Below are 22,085 nucleotides of genomic sequence, written 5' to 3' on the forward strand. Positions count from 1 at the left end.
GGGATGGCCTTCAGAACGTGAGCGTGACGGTTTTCGGAGCGCCCCGCCCGACGAGGGCGGAGAGTTGGAAGATGCGCACATTGAGCGTGTCGCCGGGGCCGAGCGGCGCCCCCCAGTCGGTCGTCTGATGAGCGGCGGTATAGGGGACACTGGCGGTGGTCGAAGACAGCACCCGCTTCACCGTGGTGCCGTCGAGGATATCGACTTCGTAGGCTTCCAGCTCCTCGACGAGCGGCACCTCCAGCCCGCCCCAACTGTCGGCGGCGAGCGCGCGGGACCGGCGCGTCCAGCGGATGGTCAGATCGCCGGGAACGCGCGGCCTGCGCCATGGCTGCTCGATATGAGCGACCGAGAACGGCCGCAGCCCGACTCCCACGGGCGTGAAGGTCTGCGCGACATAGGTCTCGTCGCTGACTGCACGGCTCGCCGGGCCGATGCGCCAGTTCCACGGGATGCCGAGATCGGCCTCTGCGATCGGCAGCGATGCCAGCGCTGCGTCGAGCACCACGACCCGCGCGCCCGCAGGTGTCGGGTTGCCCATGGCGCCCTCGGTCCCGCGCTGGCCCCGCAGCAAGCGGGTCAGCCGATACCGACCGGGCGCCAGCAGCTCGGCCGCGCCCGCTTGGACGATCTCCCAGACGCCCGGCACGCTCTCGATGGCGAGCGCATTGGCGCCGCCGAAGAGCGTCAGGTCCGTGACGCTTTCCAGTGTGCCGGTCAGCAGATCGACCACCAGCGCATTGCCGAGGTCGAAGCGGGATGTGGGGCCCGGATAGAGGTCCGAGACCAGCGCCCCGATCCGGGCGCGGCTGCCGAACGTCGTCAGCAGCTCGAAGCCATCGGTCGCGGGGCTGCGGAACACCGCCATCTCGCCCGGCCAGGGAACCGCGTGCGCGGCGACCAGCGGTCGATGCGCGGGCTGGTCCTCGGTCAGCTGCGGCAGGTGCATCAGCACCGCGTCCGGCGCGCCGAAAACGACAGCCCGCGTCAGCGACGCCGCGCGGGGATCGCCGGGCGGCAGGTCGTAGGTCGCCCGGTCCTGGCGCACCGCCTCGATCCCGCGCGCCTCGGCGTCGGCGATGGAGACGAGCCGCAGTTCGATCAACCGCCCGTCATGCGCGAGCCGGATCGCGTCGGCCGGGTCAAGCGCGAGCCGCGAGGGCGGCAGACGGAACGCCGCCGTCTCGCGCCCCACCCACGCCTCCATCAGCGCGCGGCGGCAGCGCCGCTCGGCCTCCTCGGGCGGCACGGCCATCGGAAAGCTCTCCGAGGCGATCCGCGTCGTGTCCACGGTGATGCGCCGCGCCTCGACGAGGGCGGCATCGTAGTCCTCGTCCGCCCGCGCGACCTGCCACTTCAGCGCCTGCGGCAGTTCGGTCTCCTGGCCGCGCGTGAGCTCGAGGATGTCGCCCTCGCGGGCGGCCACCAGATCGTCGGGCGCGAGGGTGGCGACGGAGGCCCGGCCGCGCATCAGGAACAGGATCACGCCCTCGGTCTCGACCGCGTCGAAACCGAAATGCCGCGACAGCGTGGTGATCGAGGCGCGCGGGCTCTCCAGCGCCGTGATGGCGTAGCCCTCGACCGCGCCCCAGAGGCCCGTGACGTCGACGCGGTCCTCGGGGAGCCCGGCGCGCAGGCAGAGGTGCCGGACCAGAGCCGCCAGCGACACCGCGCCGAGCCGCCCGGTCAGCCAGTGGCCAAGCCTCCAGTTCGCGCCGTCTGTCCAGACGTCGGTCAGTGCCGGAAAGAACGGATAGGGCCGCGCGTCCCAGGTCCATGCGGCGCATTCGGGGACATGGACCATCCGGCCGCCGTAGACCGAGGACACCGGGTTGTTCGCGGCTTCGCCCCACCAGAGGTATGTCGCCTCGAGATAGGCCCGCTGGATCGCGTCGTCCCGCCAGCCCCGCGAGAAATGCGGCGTGAAGCTCTCCGACGACTTCGGGTCGAAGAAGACGTTCGGCTGATTGGTGCCGCGATCGATGGCGGGGCATCCGAGCTCGGTGAACCAGACCGGCTTGGACTGAGGTGCCCACGTCGTCGGGCTGCCGCTCTCCACGCCACCGGGGCGGTCGTAGTGCGCGTTCGACCACCAGGCGCGCAGATCCTTGTAGCGGAAGACCCACGGCTTCCTGGCCGCGCCATCCGTGATCGGCGTGCGGACCTGCGCAGAGCGGTCCGCCGCGCTGGCATAGAACCAGTCGAAGCCTTCGCCGCCCGCGATGTTCCCCTGCAGGTAGGCCCGGTCGTAGATCGCGGGCCAGCCCTCGGCCGCGTCCGTATGCTCGAAGCCATCGCGCCAGTCGGAGAGCGGCATGTAGTTGTCGATGCCGACGAAATCGATCTCCGGATCAGCCCAGAGCGGGTCGAGGTGGAAGAACACGTCGCCGCTGCCATCGCCCGGCTGGTGCCCGAAATACTCGCTCCAGTCCGCCGCGTATCCGATCTTCGTCCCGGCACCGAGGATCGAGCGGACATCAGCGAGGAGGTCCCGGTAGGCCTGCACCGCCGGATAGGCGCTGACGCCCGAGCGGATCGTCGTCAGCCCCGGCATCTCGGTGCCGATGAGGAACGCATCGACCCCGCCTGCGGCGGCGCAGAGATAGGCATAGTGCAGCACCATGCGGCGCAGGCCCCAGTCGCCGGACGGCCCGGTCCACGAAACCGACTGACCCGAGACGCTGAAGCTGGCGGGCGTGGCCGCGCCGAACAGCGCCGCCACCTGCGTGGCCGCCGTGGCGGTCTTGTCCACCGTCCCTGCGAACCCCGCTGCGGGCGAGCAGGTGATCCGCCCCCGCCACGGGAAGGCAGGCTGGCCCGTCCCGGCCGCATTGTCGGAATACGGGTTCGGCAGCGTGTTGCCGGGCGGCACGTCCATCAGGATGAAGGGATAGAATGTCACCCGCAGCCCGCGCGCCTTCATCTCCTGGATCGCCTGCACCACGGCGAAGTCGGAGGGCGTGCCGCCATAGACCGGGCGGTCCTCGTCGTCGCGGCTGACGAGGAAGGCGCTGGCGCGGCTCACGCCGTTGACCGACCAGCTGGCGGGCGTGGTGGATTTGGCCGAAACCTCGACGCCCGGCCGCACCTTGCACGATCCCGCGCGCAGATCGTCGCCGAACCAGGCGACGACGAGGCTGACGCTCTCGATCGCGGGCGCCATCGCCTGCAGCCGGTTGAGCGCCTCCACCATGTCGGTGGAGTCGGCCAGCGCGTTCAGGTTCTCCGGCACCGTCGCGCCGCCATCGGTCTTGCGGATCGCCTGCGTGGCATAGGTGAACTCGCCCGAGGCCGGGATCATGGTGACGGCGCGGGTCAGTCCCTCGGCGGTGTCGGGGTCGGCGAGCGGCCGAAACACCTCGAAGGAGAGCTGCGGCAGGCGGTTGCCATAGGTCGAGAGCGCCAGTTCCTCGAAGACCACATAGGCGGTGCCCCGATAGGCGGGCGTGCTGGCCGCGCCCATCTTCGCGGCGATGAAGGGATCAGCGGTCTGAGCCTCGTCTCCGGGATACCAGCGCCAGGTGACGCCGGAGAGGTCCATCGGCTTGCCGTCGGCCCAGATGCGGCCGATGCCGGTGTTCGGACCCTCGCAGAGAGCGACCGCGAATGAGGCATAGTACAGATACTCCGTGGTCTTGACCTTGCCGCCTCCGCCGCCCTTCCCGCCGCCTTGGGTGGTGGTCTTGGTCTCCTCGCGGAAATCCGTCGCCCAGATGATGTTGCCGCCCATGCGCATGCGGCCGTAGAGCCGCGGGATGACCGCGCCCTCGATTGCCGAGGTGATGCGCAGCGTGTCGAGCCGCGCGCCCTCGATGCGCTGCGTCGGCGCCAGCGACGAGATGATCCAGCTGTCGACGACCGACCCGATGGTGGAGCCGATGAAGCCGCCGATGGTCGCGGCGCTGACGCCAAGGATCGCGCCGCCGATGCTGCCGCCAATGGCGGCGCCGGCGGCACCGAGAACGAGGGTGGCCATGTCGGGGTCTCAGCGTTGCGGAAACAGGAAGGCGAAGGCGATGCGCCGCCGCCAGGATGGTGTGAGCGGTTCCTCGATCACGCCGAGCCGCTCGTAGGCGTGGAGGAAGCTTTCGCGACCGGTGAGGATCCCGACATGCTTGGCGATGGCGCGGGGCCTCATGCGGAAGAGAACCAGCGCGCCGGGACCGGCTGCCGCGGGTTCCACTTCGATCATCATGGCGCGCGCGCCCTCGGCCAGAACTTCGCGCGGGCCTGTCTCACCCCAGTCGCGGCTGTAGGGCGGGATCGGGAAAGGCTCGGGGCCGACGACATCGCGCCAGATGCCCCGCGCTAGCCCGAGGCAGTCGCAGCCGACGCCGCGCAGGCTGGCCTGGTCGTGGTACGGCGTCCCGAGCCACGCGCGCGCGATGGTGATGACGCGCGCGGGGTCGGCCAATGCCAGGGGTTGCGTCACAGCACGCCGCCCTCGTGCCCGCCATCCTTCGTGGCGTAGCGCAGCACGGCGTCCTGGCCGGGGATGTGCGGGAAACCGCGGAAGTTGGCGGTGTTGGCGAACTTCGCCCCGCAGGTCTCCATCCGCTTGTCGCAGCCCGCGCGCATAGTGAAGGCGTCGCCCTCGGCGATCGCACGCACTGGCGCCTCGAGCAGGGTCAGCACGGCGATGCCGTCCGTCACGTCATGGCCCAAAACCTCGGTGCGCCGCCCCGCGTTCGCGCCGCTCGTCCAGTTCAGCGTGCCGAAGGTGAACCAGCCGGCCTCGAACCCAGAGAGCCCCGACGCGGTGAAGGCCCGGTCGCGCAGAAGATCGATAACGGCGCCCGTGCCCTTGAAGGCGGGATCCTCCAGATCGACGCCGCAGCGTGCATCGCCGAGCGCGGCGTCACAGGTCGCCTGAAACGTCCGCCCCACCGTCTGGCCGAGGATATGAGCGAGCGAGCGCACCTCGGCGACGAAGGCGAGCCGCCCGCGCCGGATCTGACCGATGGCGCCTCGCCGCATCAGCACGCGCTGGCTCGTGTCGGCCCAGTTCACCCGCCAGACCTCGACCTCGGCGTTGTCCCAGCGCCCATCCAGGATGTCGGTCTCGGTGATGCGATCCGAGGTCAGCACACCCTCGGCGTCCTGTGCATCGACGGACAGGTCCGAGCCCGAACGGACCTCGGACGCCGTGAGCCCGCTCTCCGGCTCAAAGTCCGTGCCGTCGAAGGAAAGCGTCCGGTCGTGATCGGTGAAGCCGAAGGTGACGCCATCGGCCCGGGCGATCCGCCAGCACCAGGCGAGCGTCGTCGTGCCCTCGTCGAGATGGGCCTGCAGGGCGGGAGCGAGAGTCTTCATCTGCGCAGTTCCAGCAGCGGAATGGAGGTAATCGAGCCGAGCCGCTCGAGGTCGAGCGTTACATCGAGAACGTCGGTGTCGAAGCGCACCGGCACGTCGAACTCGAACCCCGCGGTGATCGCGACGCCAGCGCCCGGCGCGCTGGTGTAGGTGACGACGCCAGTGGCGGTGTCGACCGACCAGCCGGAGGGCTGCTCGACGCCCGACAGCGCGATGCGCACGGTCCCGGCGACCGGCTTGGCGATGGCGCGCGTCCAGGACTGGGCGCCGGAGGCGTAGCGCTTCACCAGCTGGAAGGCGGTCGTCGTGCCGTCGCCTGTGCCGATCGACTGATCGGTCGGCGACGGCGTGCCCGAAGGAAGGCAGGACTTGTGGTCGCCCCAATCCTTGAAGCGGAAGCCATGGAGGCGACCGTTCCGCGCCTCGAAGAAGGCGACCACAGCCGCCAGATCGTCGGCACGGCGGATGCCGTACGCGACGTCGTAGCGGCGGCGCGAGTTGACCCAGCTGGCGTTGCGTTCCTCGTCGCCCGAGGCGAGCTCGACGATCTGCGTGCGCCGCTCGGGCCCGCCCCGCGCGCCGCGGCTGATATTGTCTGGGAACCGGACCTCGTGGAACGCCATCACATGCCCCTCCGCCCGAGCGACACGGCGCGGGCAATGTCGGCCGCGACCTGAGTGCGGGATTGGCGAAAGCTCTCGGCGTCGCGGGCCATGATGGTGACGTTGACCCCGCCGCCCGCGCCGTAGCTCTGTGCCTCCCGCCGCGACAGCACCCGCTCACCGCGTTGCAGGATCGCGGGCACCTCGTCATGACGCAGCCCCGCCATGCCGCCTGAATGCATGCGCGGGGCGGCGGCGAAAGCCATGGCCGGGACCATGCGCGAGGGCCCGGCCGATCCGACCATCCCGCCCGCATGCAGGACGTTGGCGAAGATGCCGCCCGCCCCGGAGAACACGCCGGAGAGCGCGTTTGCGATCGGCCCGAGGATGAACCGCCGCGCCGCGAGCTGGGCGAGGTCGGCCAGCAGCGAGGTGACGAGGTCGCGGAAGTTCAGCTTGCCGGTCTTCACGAACTGGCCCACCGCGTTCTCGGCCGACTGGAATGCGCCGACGAGGCTCTGGCCGATGTCACCGCCGATGTCGCGGGCCTTGCTGGCGTAGTCGGAGAGCGCTGCGGTGACGGCCTGCCAGCCGGTGACGGCGGCCTCGGTCGCGGGCTCCGCTACCGCAGCAGCAGCTCCGGCAGCCGCCCCAGCACCCGTGGCGGCGCGTCCGGCATCGCCGAGCGCCGTCTCCAGCCGCTCGGCCGCGCTGGTGGCCTCGGTCAATACATCGGCACTGGCTTCGTCGGCACCCCGCACCGCATCGCGCAGCGCCTGCCAGCTTTCGAGGGGCGCGCGAGCGCCCTCGGCGAGATCGCGCGCGGCGCTGCGGTAGACATTCGCGGACTCGAGCGCCCGGTTCGCCGCCTCGGTCAGGCCGAGATCGGGCGCGCTGAGCGGGTTGTCCTCGAAGGCCCGGTCGAAGGCCGCCTGCGCCGCCGTCGTGGCGGCACTGGCCGCGCCCTCGAAGCGGTTCTCGATCTCGCCGAGGTCGAGGTCCGGCACCAGCGAGATGCGGCGCTCCGACCCGAGCGCTTCCAGCCCCTGATTGATGCCGCCGATGAAGCCGTTGATGCGCGAGACCACGCCGTTCAGCATCGCCTCGACGCCGTCGACGAGGCTGTTGGCCGCCTGGAACGCCAGATCGCCGATGGCGGCGGGCAGCAGACCCCAGATCGCCTTGATCGCCTCGTAGGCGCCTTCGAAGGTGTTCGCCGCGGTGTTGCCGAATCCGACGACACTCTCAATGGCGCTCTGCATGCCCGACGCGGCGTCGGCCTTCAGGTCGAAGAACATCGCCGTGGCGGCTGCACCCGCCGCAGCCGCGCCCATCCTGATCCGCTCCCAGACCTCGACCGCGAGGTCCTTCAGGAGCGACATCGCCTCGCCGAAGCCGCCCGCGCCGGAGACGAGACGGGTGAACTGGTAGACGAGCTCGCCCGCGCCGACGATCAGCGCCCCGATGCCGGTGCGGATCAATGCGCCGCGCAGAAGGACGAGCGCTGTGGCGAGGCCACGGACCGAGAGGGCGGCAGCGGCCATGCCGGCGACCCAACGTCCCGCGAGGAACGCGGCGAAGGTGGCGGCATAGGTGGTCAGGCGGCCGATGTTGTCGAAGAGCCCGCGGATCGCGATGCCGAGCGGACCTGTGCGGCTCGCGACCGCAGCCATGGCGTTGGCGACGGCCTCGAGCGCAGGCGCTGCGGCGACGGCGAGCTGGTTCGACAGACCGCGCCAGGTCAGTCCGAGCTGGGAGATGGCATCGTTCGTGCGCTCGATCTGGTCGGCATCCTGTTCGGAAACGACGACACCGAAGGCGAGGACGTCTTCCGTCGCCTGGCGCAGCGTCGCGGTGTCGATCCGCGACATGGCGATGGAGCCTTCCTCGCCAAAAAGCTGGCCTGCGACAGCCGCGCGTTCTGCGGCGGGCACGAAGCTTTCGATGGCGGCGTTGACGGCGCCGACGCGCTGGTCCAGCGGCAGGGCGATCAGCTCGTTGGCGGAAAGGCCCAGCCGGTCCAGCGCATCGGCGGCGGGGCCCGTCCCGGCGGCCGCCTGGCTGAGCCGACGCGTCAGATCCTTGGTCGCCTGCTCGATGCCGGACATCGACACGCCCGCCAGCTCTCCCGCCCGCTCGAGCGTCTGGATCGAGGCAACGGTGGTGCCGAGCGATTGCGCGAGCTTGGCCTGCGCATCGACCGTCTGCAGGCCAGAGCGGATCATCGCCACGCCAGCGGCGGCAGCGGCGGCCACGGCGGCGGCCGCCGCGACCCGGACCCGCCGCGAGAAGGCCGCCAGCCGGGCGTTCGCAGCCTCCATCTCCCGGCTCAGCCGTCCGAAGCCGCGCGATCCCGCTTCTCCCACGCCTTCGAGCTCGGCGCGCACCTGCCCCCCGCCGACCGCGGCGAGGCGGACGGACACACGCTTTTCAGCCATCGGGACGTTCCATCTGTTCGTTGAGCTTGGCGACCATCACCGCTTCGATGACGGGCAGCAGTTCGGCCATGGCGAGCGGCGGCACGCCGAGGGCGTCACCGAGCGCCAGCGCGGCGGACATGTCCCAGCCGATCACCGCGCCCGGCAGCACGCGGAGCTGGCCGCCGAGACGGCCGACCAGGTCCCAGACCTGCCAACCCTCCGGCGTTTCCGGGCGGTTCAGCCGCGCCGGGCAGTCCGGGCAGGCTTGCGTGCAGGCTTGGCAGTAGCGCTCGCCCCCGCCGAAGGACCATTCGGCGAGAGCGCGGAGGCGTTTTTTTCCTGTTCCAGGAGCAGGCCTTTCGAGACGTAGGTCAACTGGAACGCCTCGAAGATCGGCCAGATGTCGAGCAGCGCGTCGATGGCCTCGGGGCTCGGGTCGATGGGGTTGCCGTCGGCGTCGCCGATGCCGTCCCAGCCGAGCACCGCCCGCCGCGCAAGCGCCTTGGCGAAAGCGACGGCCCGCTCTTCATCGGAAGCCTCCTCGGGCACCGCCTCGACGGCCGGGTCGCTGCGCGTCGCCACCATCAGCGCCGTGGTCAGCGGGAGCAGCTGCACCCGGACGCCGGGAGCGAGGTCATGCCAGCGCGGGGCGTTGGTCAGGTCGAGCGTCAGCATCAGTAGGTCTCCACATCGTTCACGAGGGTTGCGGTGCACATCCGGCCGACCACGCTGTCGCGCGCCGCTTGCCAGTCGAAGGTCGCCTGCACGCCCTGCGGCCCGGAAATCTCGATCCGGGGGCGCGGCAGGTAGACGGCGTGCACGGTGAAGGTGAAGCTTTCGCCCGAGGGGAGGACGTAGGCGAATTCCATCTCGCAGGCCTCGCCGTTGATGGCCTGCGTCACCAGCGTCTGGTCGGCGAAGCGCACCTCGATCCGGCCGGTCAACGCCGCGATGGACGGGTCCGACCCGTCGATGCGGCCGTCGCTCCGGATGGTCTCGATCCGGTCGAGGTTGTTGGCATAGGTGATCTCGGCGGAGACCACGTTGCCGAGTGCCGAGCCGTTCCGGGTAATCGCCCCGTTGAAATGTCCGAAGCGCTTCAGCTCCAGCGCGGCGGGCGTTCCGGCGCTGGTGGTCGTGCCCACCGTCTCACCCTGCGCCACCAGCCGCGCAGTGGCGGTCAGCAGGCCCGAGCGCTGCATCTGCCAGGTGATCTGGTCGAGAACGCAGCCGGAATACATCGCGTAGCGCGGCACCTCCGGCATGCCGGTCTCGATGGACATGCTGGGCAGCGTCCAGGACCCCGACTGGAACTCGTGGCTGTACGGCGCCTCCGCGCCCGTGGTCGAGGGCGCGCCGAACGCCGCCTTCAGCCAGAAGCCGAAGGCTTCGGCGTCGAGCGGCACGACGACATCGCCGTCCGCCGTGACGGCGTCCTTGATCGGCGCCAGCGGATCGCGGCCGTAGCCCAGCAGCTCCGAGTTCAGCAGCGGCTGCTCTGCGCCGAGCGACGTGCTGGCGAAAGGCATGCGGGTGAAGCCGCTGACGGGCGGCGTTCCATAGGTCGTCTCGAACGCAAGCGCCATCAGCGCCCGCGACCCCTGGGCTCGTGCCATGGTGTTCTCCTTGGGTTGTCGGGGTCAGCCGAGCGGATCGGCCGTGGAATAGTGCAGCACGACCGGGATCACGGCGGCCTTCAGGCTTGCCGCGCCCTCGACGGGCAGATCGACCGGGCGCGGCGCTTCCGCCTCGACCCAGTCGCAGAGGCCGCCCAGCGTGCGGTCGGTTGCGAGCGCCGCGCCGATGCTGGCGGTCAACGTGTCGAAGGCGGCGTCACGCGCCGCGCCCTGCACGAGTGCCTCGATTTCGGCGCGGTGCTGGTAGTGGTAGGCGAGCGGCGATAGCGTCACCTCGGGCTCCCCCGGCTCGCCATCGCGCAGGATCAGCAGCCCCTCGGCCGGGATGCGCTCGGGCAGCACGTCGCCGCGAAGGGCGGTGGCGGGCAGCGGCGATAGCCGCGCGTGGAGCGCGGCGAGGACGGTTTCTCGGGAAGTGGGCATGCGGAAAACCCCTAGGGATGCGTTGCTAGCTCTTCGCGCTCCGCCTATTCAGCAACTTCAACCGAGAGCATTGGAGATAGTCTCTTGTCCGAAAAACAGGATCATGCGGCCGAAGACGCGCGAGAGATCTGGAACATACTTCAGACAGCGAAATGCATGGCTCGTTATGACAAGATCAGCCACGAAATCTTGGCTGAACTCCTGGTCTCGATCGCAACCGGCGGCGAGGTTATTGGCGGCAACAACCGCGGATCCGATGTTCGCTCCCCGCAATTTGGCCTCATTGAGGTTAAATCGCGGATCCTCGGCACCGATGGCCCTTACCCCCGCGTTTCGTTGAAGCAGCACAATCTCGATAAGGCGGACTGGTTCGCGGCAGTTCGGTGGCACCGCAACTATGCCCTCTACGACGCGGTCATGCTCCCCAAGCTCGTCGCTCGGGAACTCTACGAGAAGAAGAGGCAGGCGACCGGGCTGGCGCACATTGGCTGGGCTGATTGGTCGTCAGCTGCCGGTGCCAAAAACATTCGGGCTGAATGCGAAGATGTGATGCATGAGTTGCGTTAGAACCGCTGATCCACCCAGTTCGCCACGATCAACCCGGGCACGCTGTCGAGCGCCCGGTCTGCATCCCGGGCGAGGTCCAGCCGCTTCGGCAGCTTGACCTGCGGCACCAGCAGGAAAATTGGCGCGGTGACCTTGCCTCGCCCGGTCTTCGAGCGTGACACGACCGCCTGACCCTTGGCGTTCAGCCGGCCCTCCGCCACCAGCAGGCTCGGACCCGTCCGGCGGTAGACGAAGCGCAGGCGCAGGCCACGGCGGCGCTCCCATTCGCCGGGGGTGATCCGGCCGCCGCGGAGGGACTTGCCCGCCGCAGGCAGCGGGATCGCCAGCCAGAACCCGTCTTTGGAGCGGATCAGCGGCCCGGTGTCATGGGCACCGACGATCACCGGGGCCTTGGACCAGACCAGAGCGGCGGCGTCGAGGCTCTCGCCCGATCTCGGGAAGTTCTGGCTTCGGATCGAGTTGGCGAGCCGGGGGCCGAGCCCCGCGCCGGTGATCTGCAACCGCCACGCCGACTTCAGCCCGGTCCCGGCCTCGCGCATGGCGGCCGTGACAGCGCGTTCGCCCGCCGCGACCTCGGCCGCCATCATCGCGACGATGTCGGGATCGATGTCGAGCTTCAGTTTCACGCGGGCCTCAGATCGACGGTCCAGACCAGCCGCTCGCGGTCGCGGACAGGCTCGCCCTGGATGAGGAAGGCGTCGCCGTCGATCTCGATCCGGTCGCCGGGGCGCGGGTTCGCCACCTCGGCGACGCGCAGATCGATCCGGGTGGTCTCGGACCAGAGCCGCGCGTCGCCAAAGTCGGTGACCGCATCCGCGCGCCGCGCAACGACACGCACCAGCACGGGCGCGCCGCCGTCAGCGATGTAGACCGCGTCCCGGCCGATGTTCGGATCGGCGAAGAGCGCGCCGACGGCGGCGGCGAAGGCACTCATCAGAAGGCCGCGTTCAACCGCACCCGGCCGATTGTGTCGCCCGCGCCGCTGGCCACCGCCTCGACGGCCGCGCCGATCAGTGTGTTCGATGTCGCCACGTTGGTGGTGCGCTTGTTGGTGTCGTCCCAATAGACCTTGGCGCCGACGGTCCAGGCCTGGGAGCCGGCCTTGGTGATGTCGAAGACGCCGACGAGCGCAGTCTCGATGGGATCGCCGAGAGCGGCATCTCCGGACGCGATGCCAAAGATGGAGCCGACGAGCAGGCCATCGCCGGAGGCGACGGCATAGGGCGCGGTCAGGGTGATGGTGTTGCCGGGCTGGACGTAGGTTTTCATAGGGAGGATCCTCGTGGAAAGACGAAGGGCGGCCCATCAGGACCGCCCGTGTGTCAGGGTTCAGGATGGGGTGCGGGTTACGCGCCCGGGTTCTTGTAGAGGCCGCGCCAGTCGATGGCCTTGGCGCCGAAGTCGAGACGGCACTTGATCTCGACGCCGTCGACGTCGAAGCCGTTGCGCGTCTCGATGTACGCGCCCTGCTGACCTTCGAGATAGGCGTACTCGATGGTGTCGATCTGGTTCGGGCTGGCCGCCAGATACCAGGCGGTCTCGCTGGCGGCGTCGAGGCGCGGCTCGCTGATCGGCGCGAGCGTGCGGATCGATTGCGGCACGACGCTGGACGTCGCGGCGGGCACGAGGTTCTGGGCGACCAGCTGCTCGGCCTTCAGTTCCAGCGAGGCGGGCACGATCAGGAAGGCGGGGCGGACGTTCAGCACCGTCTTCTTGTCGAGCCCGGTCTGCTTGGCCATCGCGGCGCGGGCCGCGCCCACCGCATCGACCGCCAGCGCCGCACCGGTGCCCGCGAGGTTCTTGTGCGTGGTGTGGAACAGCGCGTTGCCGTCGGCCATCGCCGGGTTGGCGGTGATGACGCCCCAGACCACGTCCGACTCCAGCTGCGCGATGGAGTTGCCATACATCGCCGGGATCCGGGTGAAGGCGTCGAGATCGTCGTTGATCAGCGTCTGCCGGGTGATCGCGACCACCCGGCCATAGGTCTTGACCTTGTAGCTCTCCTTGCTCTCGCCGAGCGTGCCGCGCTTGAACTCGCCGCTCTCGCCGACCTCCAGCAGCTGTGGAGCTTCGCCGAGCTGCACCCGGTGCATCGCCTTGAAGTCGGTGGCGAGCACCTGGCGGCAGAACAGCATGAAGGTCCGGGGATAGGCCTCGTAGGCCTGCCGCAGGGTCTTGTTGGTGACGGCCGAGAGGATCTCGGGGAAGTCGGACGTCGAGTGCAGGGCCCGCGTCGCCACCTCGTCGCGCGAGAGCCCCCGCGTGTTGACCCCGGCATTGCCGAGGCTTTCGCGGGCCAGTTCCAGCAGCGTCATGCCGCGGTACTGGCGGGCGGCGTCCTCCAGCTGGAACAGCGTGGGGCTGTAGCGATGCAGGAGCGCGTTCGCCACGGCATCGCGGCGGGTGATGCGCTCGTCCCGGCCGCCGAGCGGCACGGAGACATGGCCGAAGGTCCGGGTCTCGTCGGACTTCGCGGCCACCTGGTCGAGGATCAGGCGGCGGGACTCGTCGACGCTGACGCCGCGCTTGACCAGGTCCTCTGCGAAGCCTCGCTCGAGGTTCAGCCGCCCGGCCAGATCGTAGATGGTGGAGACGCGGTCGCGCTCGGCCTCGCGGGCGCGGGTGGCGACCGCCTCGGTGTCGGGCGCGGGGGCAGCGTCAGGCTTCTGCGGTTTCGTCTGCGCGCGAGTTTCAACCTCGCCACGCTGCGGCTCGGTCGTGTTGGCCTTCGGCTCGGTCATAATGGTGTCCTCGGTTTCGACCGGCTCGGTCGGCTGCTGGGTGGCGGGTACGGCGGCGTCACTCGCCGGGGTCTGGGTCTTGTCCGTCATCGGGGATGCTCCTTGCGGTGTGGGGGCGTCCCGGCGGTGGAGGACGCAGTCGTGAAGGGAGGATTGGGCGCGGAAGACGGCGGCGGGGTCGGCGCCGACCGCGACGGCGGAGACCTCGAACGGCGTCCAGTCCACCGCGCGCCAGAGTTCGCGGGCGGCCTCGGGCTTGGAGACCTCGAAGCGGTGGACCTGGTAGCCGATGGAGACCGCTCGGATGTGCCCTGCCTGGATGTCGCGCCAGATCGGCTCGACATCGGCGCGCTCGCTGATCCGCACCAGGGCGATGCCGCGTCCATTCTCGATCCGCGCCGACCCCGGCACGACCGAGCCGATGACCGCGTCGAGCGTGTCGAGCTCATGCACCTTCAGGAAGGGCGCGCCCGCGTTCAGCCGGTCGAGGCGGACATGGGTGGGGTCGAGGCTCAGTTCCTCGTCGTAGGGCTCGCCGAAGAAGGTGGCGCGACGGACGCGGGCCCCGGCCGACCAGACCACCTCGACGGTGCGGCTGTCTGCATCGGCCGTGTTGGGCGCAAGCTCCGCCGACCGGCGCATGGCCGGCAGTTCGATCATCGTGTCCATGAGGTCAGTCCTGTTGGTCGGCCTGCGCCGTGTCATTTTCCGCGTCGGCGGCCGGGTCGTCGGTGTCCGGTTCGTCCGTGGCCGGATCGTTCGCCGGATCGCCGGTCTGTGCGCTGCCGGTCTTGGTGACGCGACGCGGATCGCTGTCGAGGACCAACCCCAGCGCGTCGAGCTTGGCGTTGGTCGCGGCGATCTCGGCCAGCACCGCGTCGGGGTTGCGGCCCTGTTTCGCGATCACCTCCGCCAGTGTCATGGTGCCGGACCGGATCGACAGCAGGTTCGCCATCGCGTCCTTCTGCGGATCGACCGCCTCGAATTTCGGCGGCGACCATTCCACCGGCACGGTCGGCGACGGGATCAGCCCCGCCGCCCATGCAGCCTCGGTGAACCAGCGCCAGACCGGCGCGCAGAACATCGGGATGAACAGCTGCCATTGCACGGCGTCGATCTGGCGGCGGAACTCCACCAGCCCCGCCCGGATCGAGGAATAGTTCACCTGGCTGAGATCGCCGGTCAGCAGCTCGTAGGGCACCCGGAACCCGGCCGAGATCGTGTGCAGGCTGGCCCGCTTGTATTCTCCATAGCCCCCGGTGGCCGAAGGCTGGTTGAAGCGGATGTCCTTGCCGCCCCGCGCATAGGCGATCAGCCCCGGCTCGAACTGCTCCACCCGGTTACCGTCGGCATCGACCACGGAGGGCGCGATGCCCTGCTGCGCCTCCTCGTCGCCGAAGACGATGGCCGTCACGCAGGCCTCGGTCTTCTTGCGGACCAGTTCGGCCACCTCGTAGTCGTCGAGATCGCGCAGGCTGCGGATCACTGGCGCGCCCCAGGGAACGCCGCGCGCCTGCGTGCGCTGCTTCTCGTAGACATGGGCGATCTCGGTCGCCGGGACCGGGCGGCTTTGCAGGCCGTTCTGCAACGCCCCATAGGCGTCGCCCGGATGCTCGGCGTGGAGCCAGTAGGCCCGGCGCTTGCCGACCGGGTCTAACTCGATGCCCTGCACAAGGCGTCCTGCGCCGATAGCGCCGGATTTCGTGGCGTCGAGGAAGTCGGCCTCCAGGACCTGCAATTGCAGCGGTACCGGCAGGCCATCGCTTGCTCGCCGCAGGCGGCGGCGCACCAGCACCTCGCCAGCCTCGACCATCTCGCGGCAGATCAGCGTCTGCAGGCCGTAGAAGTCGAGCTGACCGTCGGCGTCGCACTCCGCCGTCCACCGCTCGAAGAGCGCATCGACCTTCCGGTCCAGCGTGTCGTCACCGCTGGCGGCGCGCGGCATGATGCCCGCGCCGATGATGTTGTTCACCAGCACCGCCACGGCCTTGGCCGCATGCGGGTTGTTGCGCACCAGATCGCGCATCCGGTCGCGCAGCAGCGCCCCGGCCACGCCGATCTCGGTGTCGGCCGAGGATCCGGGCGCGCGCCAGCCCTCGGTGCGCCGTCCGCGTGCGGCGCCGTCATAGCCCCGCGTCAGTGTTTCGAAGGCCTGGCGCGCCAGCACGCGGCGGGCCGCCATGCGCGGGGCCACCGATGCGATGGCGTGGTCGAACCAGGTCGCCGACATCACCGATCCCCGCGCGAGAAGCCCGCGAGCCCCGCCACCGGCAGCGGCCGTGTGGTGCCCGCGATGGCGCGCTCGATGGTGCGGATGCGCGCCAGCAGATCCTCGGCCGAGCCGTAGTCGACGGACTTGCCGTCATAGCTGACCCGGGTCGTGCCGCTGGCATAGGCGCGGCGCAGCGCCGAAAGCTCGGTTTCCGTCCAGTCGGTCATGTTCAGAACCATCCCTCCCGCCGCCCGAGCCAGTCGGAGCGGCGCTTGCCCTGCGGGGCCTGTCCCGGCCGGTTGATCTGTCCCGCGGGATCGGTGTCGGTGGGCGCGGCCCCGAGCTGATCCTCGAGGTCGCGCCATTTCTCGTCGGGCCAGCGGTCCGCGCCCGCGATCCAGGCGGCGGCGCGGGCATAGACCCGGCAGTCCAGCGCCTCGTTCCGCTCGCGGAGCTTCTGCCATTCCAGCCGGGCGAAGCCGCGTTTCGTGCGCACCGTCACCAGCTGTTCGGCGACGAACTGCTTCAGCCATTCGTTCTCGACCCAGTGCGGCAGATGCACCGAGCCGGGCGGGAACGCGGCCCCGTCGGCCATCTCCTCCTCGGTCGGCCGCGCCAACCGCAGGAACCGGTAGGTCTCGGCCTTGAAGGTCGACACCGCCACGGTCCAGAGCCGCGCCCCGCGCCGCAGGCGCTTTCCGCCCTCGGTCGCGTCGACGAAGGTCGGCCCCGACACCGGGCTCGAGCGGCTGAACCCCTCGACGCCCTTGACCGGCGACACCTGCCCAAACCCCTGCGCCCGCGACCAGGAATAGACCGCCGGAGCCTCGTAGCCCGTGTCGATGGCGAGCCGCGCGATTCTGAGATGCGCGCCGCGTTCATGCGGCCAGCTTCGGTCGAGCAGCGCCGTCAGCTCCGACCATGCGTCATGCCGGTCGGGCCCGCCCTCGATCACGACGTGATCGACGAGCCAGCTTTCCAGCCCGCGACCCCAGCCCCAGACATCGACCTCGATCCGGTCCTTCTGCACGTCGGCCCCGGCGGTCAGGAACAGCCCGCCCGCAGGCACCGTGCCGGATGTCCAGCGCTCGCGGCGGTCGTAGAGCCGCTGCCAGTCAGGCGCTTCGCCGGTCTCGACCCAAGTCTCGCCGAGGATCGTGTTCCGGAACGCCTTGATCGCCTCGTCGGACCCCTGCGCTGCGTCCCATGCCCGCACGATCCGCTCCCAGCTCAGCCAGCCGATCGGCGAATAGAGCGCCGAGAGGTGATACCCGACCGTGGTCGGATCGGCGGCCGTGGCGGTCGCCCGCCAGTCGCCGCCCTCCAGCATCGCCGTCTTGTGGTGCTCCGCGATTGCCGCGTCGCAACCCTCGCAGTGATACTCCGCTGTCTCCGGGCGGCCCTTCTGCCAACGCAGCCGGTCGAACTTCAGCCACTGCATCGCACCGCAATGCGGGCATGGCACAAAGAACCGGCGCTGGTCGCTGGCCTCGTATTCCCGCTCGATCCGGCTCAGGCCCCGGATCGTCGGCGTCGAGACGAGGAACACCTTGCGCCGGTGGGCGAAGGTCAGCGACCGGGCTTCCGCCAGCGTTACAGGATCGCCTTCCTCGTCGGCCGAGGCCGGATAGGCGTCGACCTCGTCGAGGAAGATGTACCGCGCGGGAGTCGAGCGCAGCCCGACGGCCGAGTTCGCCCCGGTCATGATCAGGATGCCGCCCGCGAACTCCTTCGACAGCATGGTGTTGCCCGCGTCACGGGACCGCGCCGGTTTGACCCGCTCCCGCAGCTCCGGGCTCTCGTCGATCAGCTGGTCGATCCGCTGGCGCGAGTTGCGCTTGGCCAATTCCACTGTCGGCTGGACCGCCAGCATCGGCCCCGGCGCCTGGTGGATGGCGAACCCGATCCAGTTGTTGCCCGCCTCGGTCGCGCCCACCTGCGCCGCCTTCATGAACACGACACGCTGCGTGGGATCGCCGGGCGACAGCCGGTCCATGATCTCGCGCATGTAGGGCGTACGCACCGTGCGATACCGCCCCGGTTCGGCCGAGGCGCGGCCCGAGAGCATCCGGTGCCGGTCCGCCCATTCCGAGACGGTCAGGTCCGGGTCAGGCCGCAGCCCGTTGCCCCAGGCGCGCAGGATCTCGCCCGCGCCGTCGAAGTCCGTCAGGCCGCCAAGATCATCGTCACGCTCATCGGAAGTCGGGCCGGACCTCGGCGAGTTCGTCGAGGTGGGCGCGTACATGTTTCTCCAGGACCTTCTGCATCGCTGCCGGCTCCACGGTCATCTGCTGGCCCGTCGCCTCGCTGCAAGAGGCAGAGAGCTCGGCCGCCATCAGCGCCGCCGCGCGCGCGGGCCAGTTCACCCATGAATCCCGTTCCTCCCGCGCCAGCCGGAACACCAGCGCCAGCGCCCGGGCCCGCTCGATCAACTCCCCCTTCAGCTTCTGCAGACGGATGCGCCGCTCCTGCGCCTTCAGCACCTCGTTCGCGGTCTTGGCCTGCAGGAAGGTCGTGCCGCCGCCGACGGCGGGGACCGCCAGACCCTGTTCGCGGAGCGTGTCGCCGACAGCTGCCACCGCCGCCTCTGGGACGGGCTTCAGTTTCGGCGCGGGCGGCTTGCGGGTCTTGGACGGGTCCGTCGTCTCGGCACGCCTGGCGTCGCTGGCGGCCGCGTTGATGCTGCCGTCTGGATAGAGGACCAGCCGCTCGGCGGCCTTTGCTTTCTGGATCGCGCCCCGCGACAACCCGACGTGGGCGGCGTACTGGCGCTCGCTCACGCCCTGCATCGACGGCTCCGTTTATCATTCAAGATCATGTGCTTATCGAGTTGATAAGCCGGGCGCGTGGAGCGAACGTCCATCCCATAAGGACGATGCAACTCAGCCACGGAGCCACCACGATGACAACCCGCCTGAACCCGATAACCACCCCGCGCTTTAATCTCCGCGCCGAGAAGGCGCGCCGGAACAAGGGTGAGACCGGTTCCGCCACCGGTTCGAGGAACCGGTCGAACGCACTCGCCGCCTTCATCGGCAAGAAGGGCGAGATCGACGAGATGCTCGCCCGCCTGCAGGCGCTCAGCGACGATCATTTCAACTGCGCTCCCGACGAGGCGGGCTGGGCCATGGTCGGCACTCTCGAACACTATGCCTGCCTCCTGAAGCGCATCACCGACAGCGCTTTCGGCGAGGGCGAGCACGCCCGCTGATCTCCGGCACCGCCGGAACTCCCGCCGCGCGCCCTGCGCGGCTCGGGGTCGTAGAAGGGTCGCGACGGTCGCGGCCCCGATGACGGAGACGACCCCATGACCAAGCTTTCAGACACCCAACTCGTGATCCTCAGCGCCGCCGCGCAGCGCGAGGACCGGAACGTCCTGCCGCTTCCCGGCTCGCTTCGCGGCGGCGCCGCAGCGAAGGTGGTCAGTGCGCTGCTCTCGCGCGCGCTGATCGCCGAGACAACGTCCGACACCCAGACCAAGGCCGACGCCGCGCTCAACCGCATCTGGCGCAACGACGCGGACGGCCGCGCCATCCTCCTGCACATCACCGACGCCGGCCTCGCCGCCATAGGGGTAGAGCCGGAAGGCGGCGACAGCGAGCTCACGGGCGCCGACGAGGTGCCGAGCACCGAGGCTTCGCAGCACGCTCCCGCCGAAACCGACCCCGCGCCCAAGGCGCGCACGCCGCGCACCGGCACGAAGCAGGCGAAGCTGATCGAGATGCTCCGCGCCGAGAGCGGCGCCACCATCGACGAGATCGTCGCCGCCACCGGCTGGCAGCCGCACACGGTTCGAGGCGCCTTCGCCGGGGCGCTGAAGAAGAAGCTCGGGCTTGAAGTCACCTCCGAGAAGGTCGAGGGGCGCGGACGGGTCTACAAGCTCCCCGCCGCCTGACGCATCCGGGCCGGGGTCACGACGCGGGAGGCTCTCGGGAGGGAGCTTCCCGCCACTTCGTCAAACAGCGTAAGAATGCGTCATGATCGATCGAGCCAAACAATGGGCGCGCGAGGTCAAGCGCGACGTCATCGCGGTGTGGATCGCAGCACGCGATCCGCGGACGCCTTGGTACGTCAAGGCGATGGCAGCCGCCGTTGCGGCCTATGCGCTGTCTCCAATCGATCTCATTCCGGACTTCATCCCGGTGATCGGATATCTCGATGACCTGCTTCTGCTGCCGATCGGTATCCTGCTGGTCGTCCGCATGATCCCCGCCGACCTGATGGAAGAGTTCCGGCAGGAAGCTCTCCTGATCGAGGGGCGGCCGAACAGCCGGATCGCGGTCGCGGTGATTGTCGGCGTCTGGCTGCTCAGCGGCGGACTACTCCTGTGGCTGTTTTGGCCCGAAGCTCTCGCGACGGGTGGGTGATCCGACCCGCGGGCCCCGCACCGGGACGTGCCGCACCCGGATCGCCTCGAAAAGACGTCGCAGGGCGAAGGATCGGGCGATGCTCACCACCGTGAACACCGCGCCCATCTTCAGGTTCTGCGCCAGCGTCGTGTGCAGCCCGAAGACCGGGAAGATCAGGATTTGCGTGACGACCGCGACGCCGTAGCCGACGATCACGTTGGCGACGGATTCGACCAGCGACATGAGGCGTGACTGCTTCATGCAGCCGCGTCCTGATCTTGCGGGGTCTCACCCAGCCGCTCGGTTCTCACCTGCGCGAATGTCCGCCCGTCACCGTCGAGGACCGCCTCGCGTCCGGTCTCGGCCTGCCAGCGCTCCACGGCGACATCGACATAGGCCGGACTGATCTCCATCGCGAAGACGCGGCGGCCGTTTGCCTCGCCCGCCATGATCTGCGAGCCGGAGCCCGAGAACGGCTCGTAGCAGAGCCCGCCGCGGGCGACGTGCTGGCGCATCGGGATGCCGAACGCGTCGAGCGGCTTCGGCGTCGGGTGATCGGGGCGATCGTCCTTCGCGAAGCTGGGCAGCGCCCATGTCGACGGCAGCGTTTCCTCGGCGACCTTCGGCGGGCGGTTCGGGCGGCGCCAGCCCATGAAACAGGGCTCGTGCTTCCAGAGGTAATGCGACCGGGTCAGCACCCCGCGGTCTTTCACCCAGATGATCTGCTGATGGACGAAGGCGCCTGCCTTCTCCCAGCAGGCTTCCAGCATCGCCTGGCGGCGAGAGGCGTGCCAGCAGTACCAGGCCGCATCCTCGGCGATGGCCTCGGCAACGGCCGCCGCGATGAAGCCGTCGTAGAGTTCCGCGCCCTGCGAAGAGTCGTCCCAGGTCGTGCCATAGGACGCGGACCAATCCTTGTTGCGGGTCGGATGGTTCGAGCCGTCGTAGTCCACGAGGTACGGCGGGTCGGTGGCGAACAGGATCGCCCGCTCGCCGTTCATCAGGCGGTGCACATCGGCCGCGCTGGTGCTGTCGCCGCAGAGCAGCCGGTGGTCACCGAGGATCCAGAGATCGCCGGTCCGTGAGGCCGGATTGCGCGGCGGTTCGGGGATGGTCACCGGCGGCACGCTGGCACCACCACTCCCTTCGTCGCCTTCGCCCTCCGGCACGAACGCCAGCAGCTTGTCCAACTCGCCGTCGGAGAAGCCGACAAGCGACAGGTCGAAGTCTTCGGCCAGCAGGTCGTTCAGTTCGGCCGACAGCAGCGCCTCATCCCAGCTGCCGAGTTCGGTCAGCTTGTTGTCCGCGATCCGGTAGGCCCGCCGCTGCGCCTCGGTCATATGCCCGAGCACGATCACTGGCGCTTCGGTCAGCCCCAGCTGCGTCGCGGCCAGCACCCGCCCATGGCCCGCGATCAGTTCGCCGTCCTCGGCCACAAGGCAGGGAACTGTCCAGCCGAACTCGGCCATGCTGGCGGCGATCTTCGCGACCTGGTCCGCGCCGTGCGCCTTCGCGTTCTTCGCGTAGGGCTGCAGGCGCGACAGCGGCCACGTCTCGATCGCGTCCGGGGCGAAGCTCAGCGTCATGGTGGGCAAGGTTCCTAGGTTAGGCGGCTTCCGGACTCCGGATGCCGGGCTGGACTCCAAGCGGGGTCCAGCGGCCACCAGAGGTGTCCGGTCGGAAGGCCAGCGTTCATTGGTGTTTGCGCGGGGCGCGAGCGGCTCCGGCTTCCGGGTGGCTTCCCAAAAATCCGGCCCTGTCGCTGGCGATGTCCCGCGCTTCGCCCGCCAGCATACGAATATCGCCAGGAAGGAACCGGAA

22 protein-coding genes and 1 pseudogene are annotated in these 22,085 nt (G+C 69.6%); 4 read left to right on the plus strand and 19 right to left on the minus strand.

Translation table 11 applies throughout. From position 1 onward, the window contains the following. Window positions 1-10 precede the first annotated feature (10 nt). The 9 genes from DR046_RS02930 to DR046_RS02970 form a co-directional block, all read right to left on the minus strand. Complete coding sequence (locus DR046_RS02930; protein WP_115379826.1) at window positions 11-3,976, minus strand: baseplate multidomain protein megatron; 3,966 nt, start codon at window positions 3,974-3,976, stop codon at window positions 11-13. A gap of 9 nt (window positions 3,977-3,985) precedes the next feature. Then, a complete protein-coding gene (locus DR046_RS02935; protein WP_115380365.1) occupies window positions 3,986-4,420 on the minus strand; it encodes an NlpC/P60 family protein in 435 nt (144 codons plus the stop codon). Window positions 4,421-4,428: 8 nt separating this feature from the next. Next, a complete protein-coding gene (locus DR046_RS02940; RefSeq protein ID WP_115379827.1) occupies window positions 4,429-5,313 on the minus strand; it encodes a phage/gene transfer agent baseplate hub protein in 885 nt (294 codons plus the stop codon). Continuing rightward, window positions 5,310-5,936, minus strand: a complete 627-nt coding sequence (locus DR046_RS02945) for a DUF2460 domain-containing protein (RefSeq protein ID WP_115379829.1) — start codon at window positions 5,934-5,936, stop codon at window positions 5,310-5,312. The genes DR046_RS02940 and DR046_RS02945 overlap by 4 nt, the downstream gene beginning before the upstream one ends. Then, complete coding sequence (locus DR046_RS02950) at window positions 5,936-8,353, minus strand: phage tail tape measure C-terminal domain-containing protein (RefSeq protein ID WP_115379831.1); 2,418 nt, start codon at window positions 8,351-8,353, stop codon at window positions 5,936-5,938. Before DR046_RS02950 ends, DR046_RS02945 begins: the two co-directional genes overlap by 1 nt. Further along, window positions 8,346-8,504 (minus strand): DUF7697 family protein, encoded by a 159-nt coding sequence (locus DR046_RS02955; protein ID WP_227417887.1) that lies wholly within the window; start codon window positions 8,502-8,504, stop codon window positions 8,346-8,348. Before DR046_RS02955 ends, DR046_RS02950 begins: the two co-directional genes overlap by 8 nt. 68 nt (window positions 8,505-8,572) lie before the next feature. Then, window positions 8,573-9,010: a phage-derived protein YdaY family protein gene (locus tag DR046_RS02960; protein WP_115379833.1), complete on the minus strand. Its 438-nt coding sequence runs from the start codon at window positions 9,008-9,010 to the stop codon at window positions 8,573-8,575. Next, entirely contained in the window at window positions 9,010-9,951 is a 942-nt protein-coding gene (locus DR046_RS02965; RefSeq protein ID WP_115379835.1) for a phage tail tube protein, read from the minus strand. The genes DR046_RS02960 and DR046_RS02965 overlap by 1 nt, the downstream gene beginning before the upstream one ends. A gap of 24 nt (window positions 9,952-9,975) precedes the next feature. Then, the gene (locus DR046_RS02970; protein WP_115379837.1) at window positions 9,976-10,395 is read right to left on the minus strand and encodes an acyl-CoA transferase; all 420 of its coding nucleotides are present in this window, start codon (window positions 10,393-10,395) and stop codon (window positions 9,976-9,978) included. Window positions 10,396-10,479: 84 nt separating this feature from the next. Between DR046_RS02970 and DR046_RS02975 the strand changes: the two genes are divergently transcribed. Then, on the plus strand, window positions 10,480-10,962 hold the full coding sequence (locus DR046_RS02975) for a hypothetical protein (RefSeq protein ID WP_135227245.1): 483 nt from the start codon (window positions 10,480-10,482) through the stop codon (window positions 10,960-10,962). Here DR046_RS02975 and DR046_RS02980 read toward each other — a convergent pair. The 8 genes from DR046_RS02980 to DR046_RS03015 form a co-directional block, all read right to left on the minus strand. Then, on the minus strand, window positions 10,959-11,588 hold the full coding sequence (locus DR046_RS02980; RefSeq protein ID WP_115379841.1) for a DUF6441 family protein: 630 nt from the start codon (window positions 11,586-11,588) through the stop codon (window positions 10,959-10,961). The two genes, DR046_RS02975 and DR046_RS02980, sit on opposite strands and share 4 nt — an antisense overlap. Then, a complete protein-coding gene (locus DR046_RS02985; RefSeq protein ID WP_115379843.1) occupies window positions 11,585-11,896 on the minus strand; it encodes a head-tail joining protein in 312 nt (103 codons plus the stop codon). Before DR046_RS02985 ends, DR046_RS02980 begins: the two co-directional genes overlap by 4 nt. Next, window positions 11,896-12,231 (minus strand): DUF2190 family protein, encoded by a 336-nt coding sequence (locus DR046_RS02990; RefSeq protein ID WP_115379845.1) that lies wholly within the window; start codon window positions 12,229-12,231, stop codon window positions 11,896-11,898. Before DR046_RS02990 ends, DR046_RS02985 begins: the two co-directional genes overlap by 1 nt. 77 nt (window positions 12,232-12,308) lie before the next feature. Further along, entirely contained in the window at window positions 12,309-14,372 is a 2,064-nt protein-coding gene (locus tag DR046_RS02995; protein WP_115379846.1) for a prohead protease/major capsid protein fusion protein, read from the minus strand. 4 nt (window positions 14,373-14,376) lie between these two features. Continuing rightward, complete coding sequence (locus DR046_RS03000) at window positions 14,377-15,933, minus strand: phage portal protein (protein ID WP_115379848.1); 1,557 nt, start codon at window positions 15,931-15,933, stop codon at window positions 14,377-14,379. Next, window positions 15,933-16,142, minus strand: a complete 210-nt coding sequence (locus DR046_RS03005; RefSeq protein WP_028030714.1) for a phage head-tail joining protein — start codon at window positions 16,140-16,142, stop codon at window positions 15,933-15,935. The genes DR046_RS03000 and DR046_RS03005 overlap by 1 nt, the downstream gene beginning before the upstream one ends. 2 nt (window positions 16,143-16,144) lie before the next feature. After that, window positions 16,145-18,160, minus strand: coding sequence for a phage terminase large subunit family protein (locus tag DR046_RS03010; protein ID WP_115379850.1), 2,016 nt, complete (start codon window positions 18,158-18,160; stop codon window positions 16,145-16,147). Further along, the gene (locus tag DR046_RS03015; protein ID WP_115379852.1) at window positions 18,108-18,704 is read right to left on the minus strand and encodes a hypothetical protein; all 597 of its coding nucleotides are present in this window, start codon (window positions 18,702-18,704) and stop codon (window positions 18,108-18,110) included. The genes DR046_RS03010 and DR046_RS03015 overlap by 53 nt, the downstream gene beginning before the upstream one ends. 113 nt (window positions 18,705-18,817) lie before the next feature. Here DR046_RS03015 and DR046_RS03020 point away from each other — a divergent pair, with 113 nt between their 5' ends. The 3 genes and pseudogenes from DR046_RS03020 to DR046_RS03030 form a co-directional block, all read left to right on the plus strand. Next, window positions 18,818-19,126, plus strand: a complete 309-nt coding sequence (locus tag DR046_RS03020; RefSeq protein WP_115379854.1) for a hypothetical protein — start codon at window positions 18,818-18,820, stop codon at window positions 19,124-19,126. Between the two features lie 96 nt (window positions 19,127-19,222). Then, entirely contained in the window at window positions 19,223-19,810 is a 588-nt protein-coding gene (locus DR046_RS03025) for a DUF3489 domain-containing protein (RefSeq protein ID WP_115379856.1), read from the plus strand. A gap of 91 nt (window positions 19,811-19,901) precedes the next feature. After that, a pseudogene (locus DR046_RS03030) lies at window positions 19,902-20,282 on the plus strand (YkvA family protein); the annotation flags it as partial. On the opposite strand, the gene DR046_RS03035 reads toward DR046_RS03030, so the two are convergent. Together DR046_RS03035 and DR046_RS03040 are read right to left on the minus strand one after the other, a co-directional pair. Further along, on the minus strand, window positions 20,235-20,525 hold the full coding sequence (locus tag DR046_RS03035) for a DUF7220 family protein (RefSeq protein ID WP_245190788.1): 291 nt from the start codon (window positions 20,523-20,525) through the stop codon (window positions 20,235-20,237). The pseudogene DR046_RS03030 and the gene DR046_RS03035 overlap by 48 nt on opposite strands. Then, window positions 20,522-21,850, minus strand: coding sequence for a site-specific DNA-methyltransferase (locus DR046_RS03040; RefSeq protein WP_115379860.1), 1,329 nt, complete (start codon window positions 21,848-21,850; stop codon window positions 20,522-20,524). Before DR046_RS03040 ends, DR046_RS03035 begins: the two co-directional genes overlap by 4 nt. Window positions 21,851-22,085 lie beyond the last annotated feature (235 nt).

The sequence above is a fragment of the Jannaschia formosa genome, from assembly GCF_003340555.1.
Classification (GTDB): Bacteria; Pseudomonadota; Alphaproteobacteria; order Rhodobacterales; family Rhodobacteraceae; genus Jannaschia; species Jannaschia formosa.